This window comes from Candidatus Nanogingivalaceae bacterium (genome assembly GCA_015257795.3).
Classification (GTDB): domain Bacteria; phylum Patescibacteriota; class Saccharimonadia; order Saccharimonadales; family Saccharimonadaceae; genus Nanogingivalis.
This window is the reverse complement of record CP072208.2, coordinates 279,046-297,795: the sequence shown is the minus strand read 5'-3', so window position 1 is coordinate 297,795 and position 18,750 is coordinate 279,046. Positions and strand designations below refer to the sequence as shown.

Here is an 18,750-nt window from a genome sequence, read left to right as displayed (position 1 = left end):
TTTAATTTCGGAGGGGAAAATGAACTTACATAAAAAAGTAATTTTATCATTAGCCACAGGTGGCTTAATTTGTGTTGGTGCTTTTGTTGCAATCAGCGCTACGCAAAAGACAAAACAAGTTAATCAAATAATTCAAAGTGATGATTTTTCATCATATCCACAAGGAGCAGAATACAAAGACAACGCTTCTTTCGGTAAATGGAACGTCTTATTTACCGGATACGGAAAAGCAAAAATTGTACCAAACGGTGGTGCTGGAAACGCCCTAGAACTCGCCCCAATAGCACATACTGGCCCAACAGACACCTCTTCAATTATGGTAGTTGGAAGTCCTGTTGGTGATACCTTTACGTATAGCGGAAAAATTTCTACCGAAGAGCAACTTCGAACTGGCGCAACTCCAAACGCCTGGGAAACAGCATGGGTAGTTTGGAATCACACTGATAACGACCATTACTATTATTTTGTAGCTCGTGCAAACGGTTGGGAATTAGGAAAACGTGACCCAAAATACACAAATGGTCAAAGGTTTATGGCGACCGGAAACGAAAGCTGGCCTCTAGCTTCAACTAAAGATTTCAAAATTAGCAAGAAGAACAATACTATTCAAGTTGATATAAATGGTCAAACTATTGCAACTGTTGTTGATAATGAAAATCCTTACAACAGCGGTCGAGTTGGAATCTATTCAGAAGACGCACGCGTTCTTGCGGACGATATTGTTGTTGATGATACTGCAAACATCACAGGAACGGTAAACAATGGTGGAATTGCTTCTATTGAAGGAAATCCAAAAATCGGTTCAACACTTACAGCAAAAATTAACGACCAAGACGGCGTTAAACAAATAACTGGTTACCAGTGGTTATTAACTGGTCAAGATATTTCTGGGGCAACAAATTCAACATTCGTTTCTACTGCAAACGAAAAGGGCAAAGCAGTTACCGTTCGAATAACTTACGTTGACAATACAAATAAAGTTGAAAGTCATATTAGTGCGCCTGTTCAAATCACAGACGGAACAATTCAAGCTAATAATACGGGTACTGTTACTATTGAAGGCGATCCAAAAGTTGGCTCAACACTTACAGCAAAAGTTAGTGATAAAGACGGTCTTTCTTCTTCGAAAATTCAATATACTTGGACTGTTGGTGGTCAAGTAGTTATCGGAAACACTTCTGCTAACCTTCCAGTAATTGAAGACTACTTAGGTAAAACCGTAAAAGTTCACGCTTATTACGATGACGACGCTGCTCATGAAGAAAATATAGATAGCACAACTGTTGGCCCAGTAGCTAAAGGCGATCAGGCTATTTCTATTCCTCCTGCAACTCCAGGAAAAGATCAAAAAGATAATTTCGAAAATTACACAAGCGGATCAACATTTAATTATGGTAAAAAATTTGCCGATTGGGAACTAGTTTACGGTAATGTGTCTGTTGCTTCAAACGGTGGAAACAAAACTCTAAACCTTTCATCAAAACCAGGTCAAGATTCAGCATCATTAATGCTCGGAAAAACACTAGACAAAGACTTTACTTATAGTGGCACAATCAATTCTTTGACACAACTTTCAGCAACACCAAAGAATTGGGAAACAGAATGGATCGTTTGGAATTATACAGATAGCAACCACTTCTACTACTTGGCACCTCGTGAAAACGGTTGGGTTTTAGCTAAAAGAAACGGCAATCCAAATAATCCTGAAATTTTAGCAACAGGAACTGATGCCTTTCCAGCAAATTCACCTAAAAACTTTAAGATTGAAAGAAAAGGAAATACTTTCGAAGTTACAGTAAACGGAAAGAAGCTTGCTTCAGTTACTGATAATTCTCCAATAAATCAAGGTCGAATAGGTCTATATACTTACAATTCAGCTATCAATATTGATAACATTAAACTTGTTCAGAAAGACCAAAACCAACCCGTAACACCTACACCTACACCTACACCTACACCTGTAACTCCAACTCCAGTAAATCCTACTCCTGTAGCACCTACACCTACACCTGTAACTCCAACTCCAGTAAATAATTCAAATACAGGTACAAATAATAATTCTACAAACACAGGAGCAAATACAAATGTGCCAGCCGCACCAAATGCTCCTCAAAATACACCAGCTCCAGCTAATAATGCCGCTACATCAAAAGCAGATAAAAATGCTGAAAATAGTAATGGCGCAAAACACCTTTCAGCTCCAAACACAGGAGTTAACGGATATATTATTACGACACTGTGCTTACTGGGAGCTGCTGGACTAACAACACTTTCAATTATAATAGCTTTGAAATTCGAAAAAGCTAAAATCAATATCAATGAATAATCTATTTCTAGATAAACAATTCATTTTAACACGCGTGGATTTTGATAAATGTCAGAATCCACGCTGGAAGTTAGCAGACTTAAAATCCGAAGAAATATTAAATTTTTCACCAAATTTTGAAGAAAAACTCACCATAAAAATTGATCTTTCGCAGCGCTTCTGCATTGGCTGGCACAACTTAGAGACTGGTGAAGATTTCATCTGTCCAGATAAAATTATTCTTGAGAAAAAATATACTCAATGCCCAAAATGCCAGCAACGTACAGGCTTTAACCCTGCTTTTTATAACGTAGATTCGAGCGAGGTTTCTTCACAACAACAAATTCGAAATTTGCAACCGCATTTTGTTTATCTGGCCTATTTTTCGGACGAAATAATTAAAGTTGGCATCAGCTTTTCTGGGCGAGGTATTGCTAGATTACTTGAACAAGGCGCTCGCGCGGCGTTAATTCTGGGCGAATTTTCCAGCGCCAATATCGCTCGTAGTTATGAAGAAAAAATTTCAAAAATGCCAGATTTTTGCGAAAACGTAAAAGCAAGCGGAAAACTAAAAACGCTTGAACGAAAGTTCGATTTTAAAATAGCCGAAAAGAAACTCCTTGCTGCACGGGAAAAAATTGAACAAATTCAAAAAGTGAATTTCGAAAAAAACCAGCCGTTAAATTTAGATAAATTTTACATGAAAGATAATAGTTTTCTACCTAAAGAAGTTATTCTGGCTACAGATTGCGTTCAAAGTGACAATTTTCTAATTTTTTCAGGGATTCTAAAAGCCCAGATCGGATACATATTACTAGCCGAACAGCAAAATGAGATTATTGCTTTACCGCTTCGAAAATTTATAGGTTATAAAATTAAGTTTTTACCAGAAAATATCGAGCTAGAATTACCAAAACGACAAACGAGCTTGTTTGATTTTTAACTTTAAAACTGCTAAAATATAATTAAATGAGCAAGGCATTATATAGAAAATATCGTAGTAAAAAATTAAGCGAGGTTGTAGGGCAAAACCACATCACAACCGTTCTTGAAAGTGCCCTAAAGCAAAACAGAATTGCTCACGCATATCTTTTTACAGGTCCACGCGGGGTTGGTAAAACTTCGATTGCCCGAATTTTAGCACATGAGATTAACAATCTACCATATTCAGAAGAAGAAAATCACCCAGATATTATTGAGATTGATGCCGCCAGCAATAACGGTGTTGATGATATTCGCCAGCTTCGCGACAATGTACAAATTGCACCTTTTTCTGCTAAATACCGTGTTTATATTATCGATGAAGTTCATATGCTTTCAAAAGCTGCTTTTAATGCTTTACTTAAAACACTCGAAGAACCGCCAGAACACGCTGTTTTTATCTTAGCCACAACCGATGCCCATAAATTGCCAGCCACAATTATTAGCCGAACACAACGTTTCGTTTTCCGATTTATTTCAAAGGAAGATGTTTGCAAACATCTAGAATTTATCGCTAAAAACGAAAAAATCAAAATTTCGAAAGAAGCGATTGAAATTATCGCTGAGCGTGGTGAAGGCAGTTTTCGTGATAGCATTTCTTTGCTTGATCAAATCTCAAGCATTTCGAAGGATGGTGAAGAAATTACAGCAAAACTACTTGAAGAAACCCTCGGTCTGGCATCAAAAACACAGATTAACGCCTTAATTTCAGCTTTCGAAAGTCAAAATGCGAACGAAGTTCTTGAAATTGTGCGAGGAATTCGGGATTCTGGCGTAGATTTAAAAAATTTCGCTAGCCAGCTTTTAAATTTTATTACCGAAAATGTTGGTGTAAAACCGTATCTTTCACAATTATTAGTTCCACTCACACGAGCAGAAAAATCAAACTTTATTGAAATGGAACTTCTTTCGATTTTTATTCGACCAGATTTTGTACCTCAAATTACACCAGTAAAACAACAAATTTTATCTTCACCAAAACCCGTTCAGGCGCAGAAAACAACAACTCAACCAAAAGCCAAAAACGAAACTTTCAAGAATCCGCCAAATGAAAAAATGAAGCATGAAGAGCCTCCTAAAGAAAAAGAAGTCGAAACTCCAAAAACTAAAACTCCACAAAAAGAAGTTGAAGCAACCGAAATTTTGCTTGAAAATGAAGATTTAGGTGAAGCTCGCGAATTCAAATGGGGAGATTTTTGCAACGCCGTCAATGAAGAAGATAAAGGTATTCAGACGATCTTAAAACAATCTGGCTACGCTTTCGAAAATGGTAAAATTAAAATTTATACGGGCTTTCCTTTTAAGAAAAAGCAACTCGAAAAAGCAAAAGCGCAGGCTTCAATAGGAAAAGCATTGAAAAAAATTAACGCAGGAGGCTGGGCTATTGAGGTTTTTGAAACTGCAAAACCGGCCAATGATCCAGAGATTGCGAGTGTGCAGGATTTAATGGGGGGTGGAGAAATGGTAAAAATCGATGAATAAAGATAATACTAAAATAGGTGGAAAAATTCCACCACAAAATCTAGATGCCGAGATGAGCTTGATCGGTGCTATTTTGATTGATGAAGAAGTTTTGATTGATATCGCCGAAATCGTAAAGGCGGTTGATTTTTATGACAAACGCCACGCTACGATTTTTGCGGCGATTATTAGACTTTATGAACATCATCAACCAGTAGACTTATTAACACTTACAAATGAGCTTAAAAAACGCGAAGAGCTTGATGCTGTTGGTGGGGCGAGCTATTTGGCGGAACTGACAAATTACGTTCCAACCGCATCACACGCAAAATCTTACGCTGAAATTGTCGCACAAGCCGCAGTCCGAAGGCGCCTAATTAAGGCTGGTGGTGACATTACAGAGCTAGCCTTTAACGAGGACTTGAGCGTTCCTCAGCTTTTAGGACAAAGTGAAGCTGAACTCTTTGGTGTTTCAGACGCAAGCTTGAAGCAAGATCTATCTTCAATGGAAGACATCTTAAATGACTCTTTCGAAAGATTAGATGAGCTTTATAAAAATAAAGGTGCAATTCGTGGAATTCGAACCGGATATCGCGATCTTGATAATAAAACTGCAGGACTACAACGATCCGACTTGATTATCTTGGCGGCACGTCCGGCGATGGGAAAAACAACCTTTGTAACTAACCTTGCTTATAATATTGCTACTATCGAAAAAAAATCTGTACTTTTCTTCAGCCTTGAGATGAGTAAAGAGCAGCTCGTTGATCGTATGCTTGCCGATGCAGCCGGGGTTGATTCTTGGAATATTCGAACCGGGAATTTGAGCGATGAAGACTTCGCAAAACTTGCTGATGCTATGGGTGAAATGGCTGAAGCGCCAATCTATATTGATGACACGCCCGGCGTGAGTGTGCTTGAAATGCGAACAAAAGCTCGACGCGCCGCGCACAACGGTGAACTTGGTTTGATTGTAATTGACTATCTCCAGCTCATGCAGGGAAGCGGTTCTGCTAAATCTTCAGCTAACCGCGTACAAGAGGTTTCTGAAATTTCTCGTGGGCTAAAATTGCTCGCGCGTGAGTTAAACGTGCCTGTAATTGCGCTTTCACAGCTTAGTCGTTCAGTCGAAAGTCGTGATCCAAAAATTCCACAGCTTGCCGACCTCCGTGAATCTGGTTCTATCGAGCAGGACGCCGATATTGTGATGTTCCTTTATCGAGAAGCCTATTATAACCCAGAAACTGAGCGAGAGAATATTACCGACCTAATCCTAGCAAAGCACCGTCATGGACCAGTTGGAACTATCGAGCTCTACTTCCATCCAGAACGCCTTCGATTTATGTCGCTCGATCGAACACACAACGAATAATTTTAAAACCGCAGATTCTTTGCGGTTTTAAATTGCTTTTTCGACTCTTTCAGCGTATAATATTGCTTATGGATAATAAGCATAATTTTAGTCCTAAAGATGAAGTTTTTATCAAAATAGCCCTTGGGGTTAGCATTGCTTTGTCTGAGATTATAATTATTTTTATCACCTCTTCAGTTCAAATTAATGAATTCATATCTATACTTTTTACAATTTTTGCGTTAAATCTGGCTTTTATAATTTTCGGAATTCGACAACGACAAATACAAACAAAAATGTTTAAAACTCACAAAAAAAGTGAAGATACACGAAACCGACTTCTTACAATCATCAACAGCTTAACTGACGCTGTTTTGAGTGTTGACTCGCGCGGAAGAGTTGAACTTTATAACTCTGCAACTCTTGATTTATTAGATGAAGATAAACAAATTGTTGGCAAAAATCTTTCGAAAATATGCAAACTCTCAAAAATCAATACTGAAATCTTTGATATGCAAGAAATTTTTCGAATCGGAAAACCATATTTTTCAACCAACGACTTAATTCTTTCGAAAGATGACGAAAAGCTACGAATTGAAATCGAGATTATTCGAATCCGCGAATCTTCAGGCAAAAAAAATCGTGAACGTTCAAAAAAATTTGTTGTAATTTTGCGCGACATCACAAAACAAAAGACTCTCGACGAAGAGCGAGATGAGTTTATTAGTGTAGTTAGTCATGAACTTCGAACCCCGGTGGCAATTTTAGAGGGTTCTTTAAGTAATCTTCGTTTACTAATTCAGAAAAAAGCACCTTCAAAACTTCTTGAAACAACAGCTGAAACAGCCTACAAGCAAAATACATTTCTTGCAACAATGGTAAACGACCTTTCTGCGCTTTCGAAAGTTGAAAGAGGAATTAACCACCAAACCGAAATTATCCATCCACAAGAACTTGCAGAGTCTTTATTTAATAAGTATCATAAATCAGCCGCTGAAAAAGGATTGTCACTAAACTTAAACCTTGACAATAAATTAAATAGCGTAAAAACAAGCAAGCTTTACCTTGAAGAATTATTACAAAATTTCATTACAAACTCTTTAAAGTATACTCGTGAGGGTTCCGTCGAGATTTGTTTTAGAAACTCACCAAAAGGTGTTATTTTCGAAATTAAAGATACTGGGATTGGCATAAGTTCAAGCGATCAGAAACGAATTTTCGAAAAATTTTATCGCAGTGAAGATTGGCGTACGCGTGAGACTGGTGGAACCGGCCTTGGCCTTTATGTTTCTTCAAAATTAGCCGCAAAAATAGGCACAAAAATTCAAGTTGAAAGCAAGTTAAATCACGGCTCAAGATTCTTTTTTGAGCTACCTAAAGCCTCAAAGTAATTCTTTGTATTATTTTTGCTTTTTTAAAAAAAGTGTGCTATACTTGACATATCAAGCCTAATAGGCTTTTTAATTTTGGAATAGGAGAAAAATGGCTAAAAAAGAGACCAAAGTCACTCGCGTTAAAGCGAAAGATACAGATTCGAAGCCTGTAAAAGAAGTTTCGAAAGAACCTAAAATGAGTAAATACGCCGCAAAGGTTTCAGGCGTTAATACGAAGAAAAAAGCAAAAAAACCCGCACCAAAATTATTGCGTGTTTTAGCGAAACCATTCAAATTTATCGGTTTTCCTTTTGTTGCGCTTGCAAAATATCTTGCAGCTTCTTGGAAAGAATTAAAACTTGTTCGCTGGCCAACTCGTAAAGAAACCTGGAAGATGACTGGCGCAGTTATTGCTTTCTCGGTTGCTTTTTCAGTTTTAATCTTGTTGCTCGACGGACTATTTAACTGGATCTTTAAAGCATTAATCAAATAATTTTAGAAAGGTAATTATGGCACAAAAACGATATGATGATTCCCGAAACTGGTATGCAATTACAACCCTAGCGGGATATGAAGATAAAGTTGCTGAAAATCTTCGCCAACGAATTCAAGGTGTGGATATGGCAGATAAAATTTTTGATACGCTCGTACCAAAAGAGAAGCAAATTGAAGTAAAAAACGGTAAACGTAAAGTTGTTGAACGAAAAATCTTGCAAAGCTACGTTTTGGTTGAAATGAAACTTACCGAAGAAACTTGGTTTGTAGTTCGAAATACGCCAGGTGTGACTGGATTTATCGGCTCGGATTCACCAACACCAGTTTCAGAAAAAGAAATGCGCGAAATTCGCCGCCGAATGGGCGCTGAAGAGCCAATGTTTGATATTAACTTCTCTGAGGGTGAAATCGTTAACATTATTGACGGACCTTTCAAAGGTTTTGAAGGTGCAGTTTCTGAAATTGATGCCGTAAAAGGTAAGATTAAAGTGATGGTTTCAATGTTTGGTCGCGAAACACCAGTTGAGCTTGATATTCTTCAAATCGAAAAAATCTAATTTCTATCAAACAAAAAAGATGGTTATTGACTAACATAACGCATAACAGTTTAGTTATTTCGTTTAATATTTAGCGAGCCAGTTTATCTGACTCGCTTTTTTATTGTTTAGTTTTTATAAAAAATATTGAAAACAAAAGCCAAAAAATAAGACAAAAAGAAAACGACGCAAGAAATATTACAAAAAGCGTCGTTAAACATAATATAAAACCTTACTACGCCTATCGCATCCGAATCATCTAGATATGACCAGTATTTAGATGATTTTTTATCTTATCGATTTTCTGAAAAATAAATGCAATAAGTATAGTATAAAGAACTATGCTGTTCTAAAAAAGAACAACTATTTCAGTATAACATGCCTTCAATGCTGAGTCAACACTCTTTAAGTCTATTCTAGTGGAGAACGGGTGAATATACAAAAAGACAGCTCGTTCGAACTGTCTTTTTTTTGGCTTTTATTTAGCTTGCCAAAAACGAATCACGTTTCCTTTATATTCTTGCTCACCCAAATAATTATAATCTTTCAAGAAATTAGTTGATTCGGGAAGGAAACTTGGAATATCACCATTAGCAAAGTTATAAACTTTCTTTTTATCATTGTTATATGAATGCGTCATCTCTGGGGTGATATTAATATTCGCAGATTTTGGCAACCATAAACGAGTTGAAATTCCATTAGCTGTCGTTTCACCATTATAGTAATACAAGCTAAAGTCTTCGTTCACCGAAATGCTCTTATTTGTAACTTGGTTAATATTAAAGATAATATTTCGGTTATTCTCATCTGGATTCTTGTGAATAGTATTTGAGATATCAACCTTACCATCAAGATCGAAGTTTTTACTCATATCTTGCATAGCTTGATTTACGAGCGTTGTATTTTCAACCTTGATATTCGAAAGATCACCGTATTTCTTTTCGAAGTCTAGACTACCTCGTGAGTTGCCATAGAAATCGTTAGATGTTCCAGAATTTTCAATCCAGTTGTCTTTAATTAACGTTCCTAGGGTGTTGTCTCCGAAACCGTAACCTGCAAATACTGTTGAAACTCGAATTCCAGCACCGCCGCGATTGTCTTTGATGTGATTATTTAGGATTTTGTGGCCATTTCCGCCAAAAATACCAATTCCACCAGCTCGCCAACCAAGCTCAATGGTGTTATGCTCAAAAGTGTTGTTTTCTGTATTTTCAGAATCATTATCTTTTGTTGCCCAAGAAGCTACAGAATCATCACCATTTCCTCTAAAATTGTTGTTTCGAACAATACTATTTTTTGTTCCTTGAACTAAGTTAACACCATCTGCAAGATTGTTTCGAATACGGTTGTTTTCAATGATGAGGTTTTTAGTGTATTTCATTGTTTTACTATCTTCGTAGTCACCAATCCAAGCACCACATTCAAAATGCTCAATCCATAGATTTGAAAGTTTCGAATTTCCTCCGAAGTTTCCAGCAAAAGCTTTATATTGAGCTTTGTCTAGTGTATCATCACGACGAGAAATTAATTCAGATGAAAGGTAGAAATTGTTGATATTGAGATTGTTTGAATTGTTTCCCGCATCAAAACCGCCACCACCTTTAGCAGAACTAGTAAAGTGTAGTTGTGTATACCAAATTCCAGCTCCGGTAATCTCTAGTCCTTCTGGCGCCTCTATACCAATTTTCTCGCTAATATTATAATATCCTTCAGGAATATAAAGTACCTTTTTTTGCTTTTTAGCGTCAGTGATGGCACTTTTTAGCTTTTCGGTAATATCATCACCAGGTTTTATCTTGTATTCTTCTAGAGAAATGCTATTTTCAGGCTGTTTTCTAGGCGCTTCAACATTTTCTAATTCAATAAAATCTAAACCAAGGTTTTCATTGCTATCGTTTTTAATAGTAATTTTATCATCCTTATTTACATGATTACCGAAGAAACCATGAACTTCATCAAAGCCAAATCGTGCATGACGATTTTTTGCATTTTCATTATATGCAACATCCCCGTCGATATATTGCCAACCATACTTTGAATCAAGGTCAAAAGTCTTAGCTTTTTCATCATCATTATTGATTAAAGCTGTAGCTTTTCCCATTTTTCCATCAGGAATCGAAAATCTTAAACTTAAAGCGTCAGCTCCAGATTTAGCAGTAAAAGTTACACTTCCACCAGGCTTGACATTAACATAAGAGTTGCCAGAAGCTTCATTTGCAAGATCATCGAATTTTCGACTACTTATAATTTCTGCGTTATTCAAAACCCCATCAACGCTCTCATATCGAGAATAGTTAGTGTTTGCTCCATATTTGTTTGCATACTGAGCTGCTGTTTCAGCATGAACTAAAGGAGTAGACGTCACAGATAGACCTAGAGCCATACTAGTAACTAAAAAAGCATTTCTTTTAGATATACTCATTTTTTTCCTTTCTTCTTATGTTTAACAAATATCTATTATAACAAAAAAATAATTTCATTTCAAATTAAAACCCCGGCGCGAAACCGGGGAAATGGAGGTTAAACTTTAATTAGATCTATGTTTTTCACAGAAGAATGTTCGCGACCGCGCACAATCTCTACTACGTTATGTGCAATGGCTGAATCGTTCTCGGAAACGAAAAAGTCTTTATTCATTTTAACTTTATGGAAAAATTGACCACTCGAATGGAAAAAATCACCCTTAGGATCTTTTGCGATCGTGAAAAACAAATTCGCAATAGCGCGTTCGATCGCAGATTGAACAGTGACATTATCTAAACCTTGCGCAATCGATGCACGTTTACAACCGTGTACGGGCATGATTTTTTCAATATTTTCAACTCTCAATGTTTTAGCGCCATCTTTCCAGGAAATCTTTAAGATCTTTAACCCTAAGTTTCGGAAAAGGTGTCTTGGTAGACTACCTAATTGCGGATTTAGCCCAATCGCATCAATTGGCACAAAAAGAATATTTTCACTTGAAAATACGCTGTTATACTCACGCCAATATTCCACCCCGTTTGAATTAAAGTTTTTTGTGAATTTTAACATTCTTTTACCTCCAAATTTTTAATGTGCTCTTTCGAAAAACGAAAGGCTATGCGAATTAATCGCATATATTATAATACAACATTTTTAAAAATAAGTCAATAGGTTATATTTAAAATAACTATTGAAATTTTAAAAATTTTATGGTAATATTGATATGTTACGCACTTGAATTATCAAGTATAAAATTATTTAAAGGGAAAATATGGCAAAGAAAGTTATTGGAAATTTGAAACTTCGAATCCCAGCTGGCCGTGCAACAGCAGGTCCTCCAGTTGGTTCAACGCTTGGTCAATGGGGACTAAACATGATGGATTTCATCAACCCATTCAATGAAGCAACTAAAGACATGATGGGTAAAGATGTAATTGTTCACCTTCAAGTTTTCGAAGATCGAACATTCACTTGGAAATCACTTGGTCAACCAGTTGACGATATGATTCGTGAACGAGCAGGAATCCAAAAAGGTGCAGGAAATTCAAAAACTGACAAAGTTGGTAAAATTACAAAAGCTCAATTGCAAGAAATTGCTGAAGCTAAAATGGATCACCTAAATGCAGTTTCAATCGAAGGCGCTATGAAAACTATCGCCGGAACAGCACGCTCAATGGGTGTTGAAATTGCCGAATAATATATTATAAAAATCGCTCTTCGGGGCGGTTTTTAAATTGTAAAAAAAATAACTATATGGTATAATTTTACAGATGAAAAAAGCTTTAAACTTCGAAATTAAAACCCGCTTAAACGGAACATTAGCCCGTACCGGCGTGATTAAAACACCGCACGGAGAAATTAAAACTCCCGCCTATATCGCCGGCGGAACAAATGCAACCGTAAAAGCGATGACGCCTGAGCAAATTCTTTCAACTGGCGCCCAAGCTGTTCTTGCTAACACTTACCACTTAATGCTTCGACCTGGTGCAGATATCCTTCAAAAGGCTGGCGGAATCCATAAGTTCATGAATTGGAGCGCACCAACCTTTACCGACTCGGGCGGTTTTCAAGTTTTTTCACTTGGAATGGCTTACAAAAAGGGGATTGATGCTACTTCACATATTTCGAAAGGCGATTCTTCGCTTGCAAAAAACAATTCAAACCAGCTCGCAAAAGTTGGTGAAGATGGAGTTTGGTTCAAATCACATATTTCAGGTGAGAGAATTTTTATGTCACCCGAAATTTCTATGGAACTCCAGCACAAAATTGGTGCGGATATTCACATGGCTTTCGACGAATTAACCTCGCCACTTGCAGGCCGAAAACAAATTAAATCTGCGCTCGATAAAACTCATTTTTGGGCTGAAAAATGCTTAAAACGCCATAACGAATTAAATACTGAGCACTTCGAAAAAGGCGAAAATTTGCAAGCATTATTTGCGGTTGTTCAAGGTGCTCGAGAAGAAGATTTTCGAAAAGAAAGTGCAAGTTTTTTGGGTTCGAGAGATTTTGATGGCTTTGGAATTGGTGGAATTTTTCAACCTGAAGAAATTCCCGAAGTTCTAACTTGGGTAAACACAACCTTGCCCGAAGAAAAACCGCGACATTTGTTAGGAATGGGCGCGCAACCTGCCGATCTCTTTTTGGGCGTAGAATTTGGTATCGATACTTTCGATTGTGTAGCGCCAACTCGCCAAGCACGAAATGGTGCAATTTTCACTTATTCTGGGCGAATTAATATTAAAAATGCTAAATTTAAAGAAGATTTTACACCAATTAATCCACGATGTGAGTGCTATACTTGTCAAAATTTCACAAAAGCTTATATAAATCATCTTTTCCGCGCAGACGAAATTCTTGCCAGCACGCTTGCCTCAATTCATAATGAATTTTTCGTAATTAACACTGTTGATAAAATTCGTGAAAGCCTCGAAAATGACACGTTTTTTGAATATAAGCGCCAATTTTTAAATGAATACTATGGTGAAGAACGCGCAAAGGATTTTGAAACACAAAGAGATGAAGATTCGTTGCAAAATTAAACCAAATTCGAAAAAGGGAAATCTCATTCAAAAGTCGCAAGATGAAACCGGCGAATTTTTTGAGATTTTTGTTCGTGAGCCAGCAATTGAAGGAAAAGCAAATTTGGCGGTAATTAAACTTTTAGCGAAAGAATTTGACGTTTCGAAAAGCCGAGTCTCCCTAAAAACTGGCACAAAATCAAGATTTAAGATTTTCGAAATAGAAAAATAAAGAACCTCTCACTAAAATTACCCTATCTTTGAAATAACTTTATTCTTACTATAAATAATTTTACATTTAGTTCATTTTATACTATATTTTAGATATGTTCAAAGAATTATCTCAATCAATTAGGGGTTATGCAAAAGGGCAATCAACCGATTCAATGAAGCAATATTATAATGATATAGCAGATGCTTTAGACGATGAAGAGTTTCTTCAGACTCTATCAAATACAGAAGCTTTGAATTAATTAGATTATCTTCAGGATAACTTTAACTACTATATATCCAGTGCGGGTAATCACCAGAATGCATTAAATACAATCTATATTAACTACGCTATATATAGAGCAGATTCAAAGCAAATTATCAGTGAATTTTCGCAAAAAATTAGAGATTTTAAAGAAGAAATTCAAGAAAGTGAAGAAAGAATAAATGAAATTAAAAGAGTCGCAGATACTCTATCTGGTGCTGAGATATTAGAAGCTTATGCTAATGATTTTAATGAAGAAGCTGAAGAACATAAAAAGAAATCAAGAAATTGGTTAATAGGATTAGCTGTATCTGTTGTTATATTTGTTATTATTGTTGCATCTCTTCTAAATATTCAAATCTTTAATTTTCCGATAATTGAAGGGTTGCTGGCTAACGATATAAAAAAAGCCGCAGCGGACAATCTAAAAACTTTAGTACTTATTATAAAAGGTTCAATAATTATAGCTTATGTTCAAATTCCGTTATTTATTAGAAAAAATTACTTTGCAGAAAAGCATTTAGAGCAGTCCTCAATCCATCGCAGAAATGTATTAAGGGCTCTGCACGCCGTCTATAAAACAATAGGCAATCCTGAAGAAAAAGATAAGATACTCACAGTCGGAGCAACTATTGCATTTTCAGAACCAGAAAGCGGATTTATTACTAGAAAAGAAGGTGCTGGAGGAGATGACAATATTGAAGCTATTTTAAAAGTAATCAGTAAATAAAAGTAAAAGAACGGCTGCTAATGCCTCGACCAAAACGAGGGGCTACACCGTTCTTTTATACTTCAATAATACTACAAAATAGCCAAAAGTCAATATTACCTAATTATTTTGTATAGCTCGACTATTTACCAGTAATATTAATTTGTAATAGTAAATTTAAATAGGAAATATGGCAGAAAAAGTTAAGAAAACGGCGCTGGAGCTAAAAACTGAAATTTCGAATTGTCTCAACTAATTTGTCGTTATCTACTTTTATATTAGCTCCGCCGTGTTTCATTCCAAGATAGAAAGCCACACCAGCCACAATTGCTGTATAGATAACAATTGTTTTAACAGTTTCAATAATTTTCTTGTAATTTACTTTTTTCAAATTTTTCATAGTTTTTCTCCTTGTTTTTGTTTTTTTGGTTTGAGTTCGATTTTAGAGTTCTTGATTTTTTCAAGCTCTTTTTCAAACTCGGTTTCATTAGTATTTTGCATAATAATTTACTCCTTTTTAGTGAGCGGTCAGAGCCGAAGAGTTGGGAGTGGGCTTCTAATCTTCAGCTCGAATCGCTCACTAAAGGTTATAGTTTGAAGTTTCCTGATCTAATTGCTAAGGCCTTATATTATTACTGATTAGCTTGCTTTCGAAAGGGAAGACTTCTATTAAATAATTGCCAGATTTTTAAGGATCAAATTTGAGTCGAGTTCTTATTATCTCGATGAAGCTTTGTAGAAGTTACCTCAACAACGCCTCATTTAAAACAATAAAAAGAGACTCACCATAGCTGGAAGTGAGCCTCTTTTTATGTTCTTTTACTAAAGAAAAAAAACACGAGCATATTAACTCGTATTTTCATCTTGGCTGGGATGGAGGGATTCGAACCCCCGAATGGCGGGACCAGAACCCGCTGCCTTACCACTTGGCGACATCCCAATACCTTTCAATTATATCAAAAATTTTTTTGGTTTTCAAGGTTTTTTAAAAAACGTTACATTGACATTTTATCATTTTTCTGTTATAATTAAAAACATTAAGGCTTAAGCCTAGAACTTTTGGAGGTTTTTTATGGATTATAAAAACGCAACCCTAGAAGAGCAATTACTTGCTGCCGTCTACAATAAATCATCTTTAAAACTTGAGATGGATAACGACAAGATAATAACAATCTTCCCAAAATCAGCGTATGATCTAGATAAAGAAATTGTTGAAATTCACGGTTCAGCAGAAATAAATTATCTTAAAGGGGTTAAAAAAAGAAGTATGGAAAAAATCTGGGTTAAAAATACTACAATCTGGGTAACCAAAAACTTCGAAATTATAGCAAGAGGAACTTCAGAGCGAATTGAAGAGAAAATTCGTATAAACGAAAGCCCCTCTTTAATCTCAAAAGATGATCTCGAAACCCCGCCGTTTTATAAGGATAAACACACCTTATAGTTAAAGTCGCAAAATGCGGCTTTTTTAATACGCTCAAGCTTGCAGTTTTAAAATTAATATTATAAAATTTTATCAATAAGCTTCTCGGTTCGCCGAAATACAAAAGCTTATGGAGGTTCGTTATGAACATTTTTGTAAAATTAATCGATCAAGCCGTAAGCGAAAAACAGCTTTCGGCAAAAATCGAACAAGCGAAAGCCGTAAAAATCGAAGGGTCGGCCGCGAAAGAGGTTATCGAAAAAATCGAAAACCTTCTAAGCGGAGAAGAATCGTTCGAATTTGTAGCAGGGTCAAATATCTTTGGTGAAACAACAATTAAACTTGTAGAAATTTTAGATATTTTTGAAAAAGCCGGCCTGAACGATGCGGCGTATTATTATTTCATTAGATGTGAAGAAGATATTTATGAGATTTATTGTCAAGCGGGCGAAAATCTCAGGATTTACAAAAACCGCATCAAGTCTTAACCTCGCTCACCTGCGGGGTTTTATCTTGATTTTTTAGCAAAAAAATGGTATAATAACAGAACACTCGTCTCGAGTAGTACTTTCAGAAAAGAGGTGAAAAAATGTCAAGTTTCAACATAAGTGGTGCCGCATTACGACAGCTACAAGATTTAACGAAAGATAATCCTTCAGGGAGATTTACCAAGGAAACGGCAAACCATGTTTGGGATTATATTCAAAAATATTGCCAACTAAGTAGGTCACAAACCTACTTTCACTTTGAAAGCGCTGGCCAGATTTACGACGTAGACATCGTAGCTAATTCGCTCATAATCTACAGAGTGAAATAGTCACCTTAAGCAAACCCTCAAAATGAGGGTTTTTATATTGATTTTTTATTTTTTTTATGATACAATATGAAAAGTTGCCAGAGACAGTAGCCGCCTCGCGTTAGCCAGGCTTAATCCGCTACCGAGGAGAATACTTTTTCTATTAATCTGCCAACGAGTTTTGAAGGGAGGCTTTCAAAACGCCAGAATCTTAACAATTAGGTCGAAAAAATACTAACCAAAAAAGGAGTTTTTATGGCATTATCACGCGATAAAAAGAACCAATTGGTTGCTGAATTAAGCGCCGCTCTAAAAGACGCAAAAATGACAGCTTTTGCTGAATATAAAGGTTTGACAGTTGCCGACCTTCAAGAACTTCGAAAAGAAGCTCGTGAAGCTGGCGTTCAAATCAAAGTTGTAAAAAACCGCCTAGTGCGAGTTGCGATGCAAGAAGTTGAAGCTCTAAAAGAATCTGATACTTCTGCACTAAAAGGTCAACTTGTTTATGCAATCTCAAACGAAGATGAAATTGCTGCCGCTCAAGTTTTGGGTAAATTTGCAAAAACTCACCCAGATCTTAAACTTGTTGGTGCTTTTGCCGACAATGGCGACGTAATGGATACTGCAACTGTTACAACACTTTCAGAACTTCCAAACAAAGACCAACTTATCGGTCAAATCGTGGACACACTTCTTTCGCCAATCAACGCGATTGCTGGTGGTCTTACAAACGAAGATTTGGAATTTCGAAAAGCAACCAATTAATTTATTTTAAGATATTAACTATTTAATTTTTAAAGGAGTCGAAAATGGCTGACATTAAAAAATTGGCTGAAGAATTGGTAAAATTGACTATTCTTGAAGCTAACGAATTGAAAGAACACCTCAAAGAGGAATACGGAATCGAGCCAGCTGCTGTTGCTGTTGCCGCTACCGCCGGTGCTGCTGACACTGCTGACGAAAAAACAGAATTTACAGTTACTTTGAAAGACGCTGGTGCTCAAAAAGTTGCTGTTATTAAAGCAGTTAAAGAAATCACAGGTCTTGGACTTGGTGAAGCTAAAGCTATCGTTGACGGTGCTCCAGCACCAGTTAAAGAAAAAGTTTCTAAAGATGAAGCTGAAGAAGCTAAAAAGAAACTTGAAGAAGCTGGCGCAACTGTTGAGCTTGCTTAATTTTAATATAAAACTAATCGACCTAATTTAAGATTTTCGAAAATCGCTCAAAATATGGGCGATTTTTGTTTTTGTAAAAATATGTTATAGCTATTGACTTTATTGTGTTATTATGTTATTATGTTAACCTGGAGTTTGAGATGACTTTAGGCGAAGGTTATAAAATCTCATCAAAGGAATCTTATGGAAAAAAACTTAAACAAATCAAAAACTCAACAATATCTTTTAGATAACGCTTACGCCAAATGGGCGTTTAATGCAAATAAAGGTTTTCGAAACCAACCATCTTATAACGAATATTTCGCATTAGAATCATCACCGGAAAATGTTAAAAGAGCAATAGATGATCTAGATTTATCAAATCTTGCTCTCATTGATGAAGAGCAGCTGAATGAAAGCTATAACCCAGATTTAGCGCATAATGGCGGAGGCTATGATCAAACCTATGAATTATATTCCGATGGAAGATATGAAATTGAAAGCCACGACCTTAATGTAGGTGATTTTGGGATGGGTAATCAACATCTGACAATTTATAGCGATAACGTTGAAGTGGCGAGTGCGCATTATTTGGATTTTGGAACGGAAGAGTGGCATGATAGCGAAGAGCTCGAAACTATTTTTTGGGCACGAGATATCCTTAGAAACCAACTAAACCGCAAAAATACTAAAATGGAAGAATAAT

The 18,750-nt window shown here is 36.3% G+C and carries 20 protein-coding genes, 1 tRNA gene and 1 other annotated feature; of the genes, 17 read left to right on the top strand and 4 right to left on the bottom strand.

Annotation, left to right across the window (positions count from 1 at the left end; all coding sequences use genetic code 11):
- The first annotated feature begins 19 nt into the window (after nt 1-19).
- The 7 genes from HXK94_001560 (at nt 20) to nusG (ending at nt 8,523) form a co-directional block, all read left to right on the top strand.
- Nucleotides 20-2,326, top strand: coding sequence for a hypothetical protein (locus HXK94_001560; protein QTI96573.1), 2,307 nt, complete (start codon nt 20-22; stop codon nt 2,324-2,326).
- Nucleotides 2,319-3,248 (top strand): DUF2797 domain-containing protein, encoded by a 930-nt coding sequence (locus tag HXK94_001555; GenBank protein ID QTI96572.1) that lies wholly within the window; start codon nt 2,319-2,321, stop codon nt 3,246-3,248. Before HXK94_001560 ends, HXK94_001555 begins: the two co-directional genes overlap by 8 nt.
- 26 nt (nt 3,249-3,274) lie before the next feature.
- The gene (gene dnaX / locus HXK94_001550) at nt 3,275-4,768 is read left to right on the top strand and encodes a DNA polymerase III subunit gamma/tau (protein QTI96571.1); all 1,494 of its coding nucleotides are present in this window, start codon (nt 3,275-3,277) and stop codon (nt 4,766-4,768) included.
- Complete coding sequence (dnaB, locus tag HXK94_001545; protein ID QTI96570.1) at nt 4,761-6,119, top strand: replicative DNA helicase; 1,359 nt, start codon at nt 4,761-4,763, stop codon at nt 6,117-6,119. The genes dnaX and dnaB overlap by 8 nt, the downstream gene beginning before the upstream one ends.
- 68 nt (nt 6,120-6,187) lie before the next feature.
- The gene (locus HXK94_001540) at nt 6,188-7,489 is read left to right on the top strand and encodes a PAS domain-containing protein (protein ID QTI96569.1); all 1,302 of its coding nucleotides are present in this window, start codon (nt 6,188-6,190) and stop codon (nt 7,487-7,489) included.
- Nucleotides 7,490-7,580: 91 nt separating this feature from the next.
- Entirely contained in the window at nt 7,581-7,964 is a 384-nt protein-coding gene (gene secE, locus HXK94_001535; GenBank protein QTI96568.1) for a preprotein translocase subunit SecE, read from the top strand.
- A 16-nt stretch (nt 7,965-7,980) separates the two neighbouring features.
- Nucleotides 7,981-8,523, top strand: coding sequence for a transcription termination/antitermination protein NusG (nusG, locus tag HXK94_001530; protein QTI96567.1), 543 nt, complete (start codon nt 7,981-7,983; stop codon nt 8,521-8,523).
- A gap of 457 nt (nt 8,524-8,980) precedes the next feature.
- Here nusG and HXK94_001525 read toward each other — a convergent pair whose 3' ends face one another.
- Nucleotides 8,981-10,924 carry a hypothetical protein gene (locus HXK94_001525; protein ID QTI96566.1) on the bottom strand — a complete coding sequence of 648 codons (1,944 nt, stop codon included), beginning with the start codon at nt 10,922-10,924 and terminating at the stop codon, nt 8,981-8,983.
- Nucleotides 10,925-11,022: 98 nt separating this feature from the next.
- Entirely contained in the window at nt 11,023-11,535 is a 513-nt protein-coding gene (locus tag HXK94_001520; GenBank protein ID QTI96565.1) for a hypothetical protein, read from the bottom strand.
- A 202-nt stretch (nt 11,536-11,737) separates the two neighbouring features.
- Between HXK94_001520 and rplK the strand changes: the two genes are divergently transcribed.
- From rplK to HXK94_001495, 5 genes are all read left to right on the top strand, one after another.
- Nucleotides 11,738-12,163, top strand: coding sequence for a 50S ribosomal protein L11 (gene rplK, locus HXK94_001515; protein ID QTI96564.1), 426 nt, complete (start codon nt 11,738-11,740; stop codon nt 12,161-12,163).
- A gap of 73 nt (nt 12,164-12,236) precedes the next feature.
- The gene (gene tgt, locus HXK94_001510) at nt 12,237-13,508 is read left to right on the top strand and encodes a tRNA guanosine(34) transglycosylase Tgt (GenBank protein QTI96563.1); all 1,272 of its coding nucleotides are present in this window, start codon (nt 12,237-12,239) and stop codon (nt 13,506-13,508) included.
- The gene (locus HXK94_001505; GenBank protein ID QTI96562.1) at nt 13,486-13,719 is read left to right on the top strand and encodes a DUF167 domain-containing protein; all 234 of its coding nucleotides are present in this window, start codon (nt 13,486-13,488) and stop codon (nt 13,717-13,719) included. Before tgt ends, HXK94_001505 begins: the two co-directional genes overlap by 23 nt.
- 94 nt (nt 13,720-13,813) lie before the next feature.
- The gene (locus HXK94_001500; GenBank protein QTI96561.1) at nt 13,814-13,960 is read left to right on the top strand and encodes a hypothetical protein; all 147 of its coding nucleotides are present in this window, start codon (nt 13,814-13,816) and stop codon (nt 13,958-13,960) included.
- Between the two features lie 387 nt (nt 13,961-14,347).
- Nucleotides 14,348-14,692 carry a hypothetical protein gene (locus HXK94_001495; GenBank protein ID QTI96560.1) on the top strand — a complete coding sequence of 115 codons (345 nt, stop codon included), beginning with the start codon at nt 14,348-14,350 and terminating at the stop codon, nt 14,690-14,692.
- A gap of 202 nt (nt 14,693-14,894) precedes the next feature.
- On the opposite strand, the gene HXK94_001490 is transcribed toward HXK94_001495, so the two are convergent.
- Both HXK94_001490 and HXK94_001485 read right to left on the bottom strand, forming a co-directional pair.
- The gene (locus HXK94_001490; GenBank protein QTI96559.1) at nt 14,895-15,071 is read right to left on the bottom strand and encodes a hypothetical protein; all 177 of its coding nucleotides are present in this window, start codon (nt 15,069-15,071) and stop codon (nt 14,895-14,897) included.
- A 465-nt stretch (nt 15,072-15,536) separates the two neighbouring features.
- Nucleotides 15,537-15,611, bottom strand: a tRNA-Gln gene (locus tag HXK94_001485).
- 132 nt (nt 15,612-15,743) lie between these two features.
- On the opposite strand from HXK94_001485, the gene HXK94_001480 reads away from it, so the two are divergent.
- The 5 genes from HXK94_001480 (at nt 15,744) to HXK94_001460 (ending at nt 18,749) form a co-directional block, all read left to right on the top strand.
- Nucleotides 15,744-16,115: a hypothetical protein gene (locus HXK94_001480; GenBank protein QTI96558.1), complete on the top strand. Its 372-nt coding sequence runs from the start codon at nt 15,744-15,746 to the stop codon at nt 16,113-16,115.
- Nucleotides 16,116-16,237: 122 nt separating this feature from the next.
- Entirely contained in the window at nt 16,238-16,582 is a 345-nt protein-coding gene (locus HXK94_001475; protein QTI96557.1) for a hypothetical protein, read from the top strand.
- Between the two features lie 388 nt (nt 16,583-16,970).
- Nucleotides 16,971-17,060 (top strand) — a sequence feature (ribosomal protein L10 leader region).
- Nucleotides 17,061-17,145: 85 nt separating this feature from the next.
- Nucleotides 17,146-17,655 carry a 50S ribosomal protein L10 gene (gene rplJ / locus HXK94_001470; protein QTI96556.1) on the top strand — a complete coding sequence of 170 codons (510 nt, stop codon included), beginning with the start codon at nt 17,146-17,148 and terminating at the stop codon, nt 17,653-17,655.
- A 44-nt stretch (nt 17,656-17,699) separates the two neighbouring features.
- Nucleotides 17,700-18,065 (top strand): 50S ribosomal protein L7/L12, encoded by a 366-nt coding sequence (gene rplL / locus HXK94_001465; protein ID QTI96555.1) that lies wholly within the window; start codon nt 17,700-17,702, stop codon nt 18,063-18,065.
- Between the two features lie 183 nt (nt 18,066-18,248).
- On the top strand, nt 18,249-18,749 hold the full coding sequence (locus HXK94_001460) for a hypothetical protein (GenBank protein ID QTI96554.1): 501 nt from the start codon (nt 18,249-18,251) through the stop codon (nt 18,747-18,749).
- Nucleotide 18,750 lies beyond the last annotated feature (1 nt).

Coding starts and splice junctions, on each gene's coding strand:
- HXK94_001560 (QTI96573.1), top strand. CDS start 20: ATGAACTTACATAAAAAAGTAATTTTATCATTAGCCACAGGTGGCTTA.
- HXK94_001555 (QTI96572.1), top strand. CDS start 2,319: ATGAATAATCTATTTCTAGATAAACAATTCATTTTAACACGCGTGGAT.
- dnaX (QTI96571.1), top strand. CDS start 3,275: ATGAGCAAGGCATTATATAGAAAATATCGTAGTAAAAAATTAAGCGAG.
- dnaB (QTI96570.1), top strand. CDS start 4,761: ATGAATAAAGATAATACTAAAATAGGTGGAAAAATTCCACCACAAAAT.
- HXK94_001540 (QTI96569.1), top strand. CDS start 6,188: ATGGATAATAAGCATAATTTTAGTCCTAAAGATGAAGTTTTTATCAAA.
- secE (QTI96568.1), top strand. CDS start 7,581: ATGGCTAAAAAAGAGACCAAAGTCACTCGCGTTAAAGCGAAAGATACA.
- nusG (QTI96567.1), top strand. CDS start 7,981: ATGGCACAAAAACGATATGATGATTCCCGAAACTGGTATGCAATTACA.
- HXK94_001525 (QTI96566.1), bottom strand. CDS start 10,924: ATGAGTATATCTAAAAGAAATGCTTTTTTAGTTACTAGTATGGCTCTA.
- HXK94_001520 (QTI96565.1), bottom strand. CDS start 11,535: ATGTTAAAATTCACAAAAAACTTTAATTCAAACGGGGTGGAATATTGG.
- rplK (QTI96564.1), top strand. CDS start 11,738: ATGGCAAAGAAAGTTATTGGAAATTTGAAACTTCGAATCCCAGCTGGC.
- tgt (QTI96563.1), top strand. CDS start 12,237: ATGAAAAAAGCTTTAAACTTCGAAATTAAAACCCGCTTAAACGGAACA.
- HXK94_001505 (QTI96562.1), top strand. CDS start 13,486: ATGAAGATTCGTTGCAAAATTAAACCAAATTCGAAAAAGGGAAATCTC.
- HXK94_001500 (QTI96561.1), top strand. CDS start 13,814: ATGTTCAAAGAATTATCTCAATCAATTAGGGGTTATGCAAAAGGGCAA.
- HXK94_001490 (QTI96559.1), bottom strand. CDS start 15,071: ATGAAAAATTTGAAAAAAGTAAATTACAAGAAAATTATTGAAACTGTT.
- HXK94_001480 (QTI96558.1), top strand. CDS start 15,744: ATGGATTATAAAAACGCAACCCTAGAAGAGCAATTACTTGCTGCCGTC.
- HXK94_001475 (QTI96557.1), top strand. CDS start 16,238: ATGAACATTTTTGTAAAATTAATCGATCAAGCCGTAAGCGAAAAACAG.
- rplJ (QTI96556.1), top strand. CDS start 17,146: ATGGCATTATCACGCGATAAAAAGAACCAATTGGTTGCTGAATTAAGC.
- rplL (QTI96555.1), top strand. CDS start 17,700: ATGGCTGACATTAAAAAATTGGCTGAAGAATTGGTAAAATTGACTATT.
- HXK94_001460 (QTI96554.1), top strand. CDS start 18,249: ATGGAAAAAAACTTAAACAAATCAAAAACTCAACAATATCTTTTAGAT.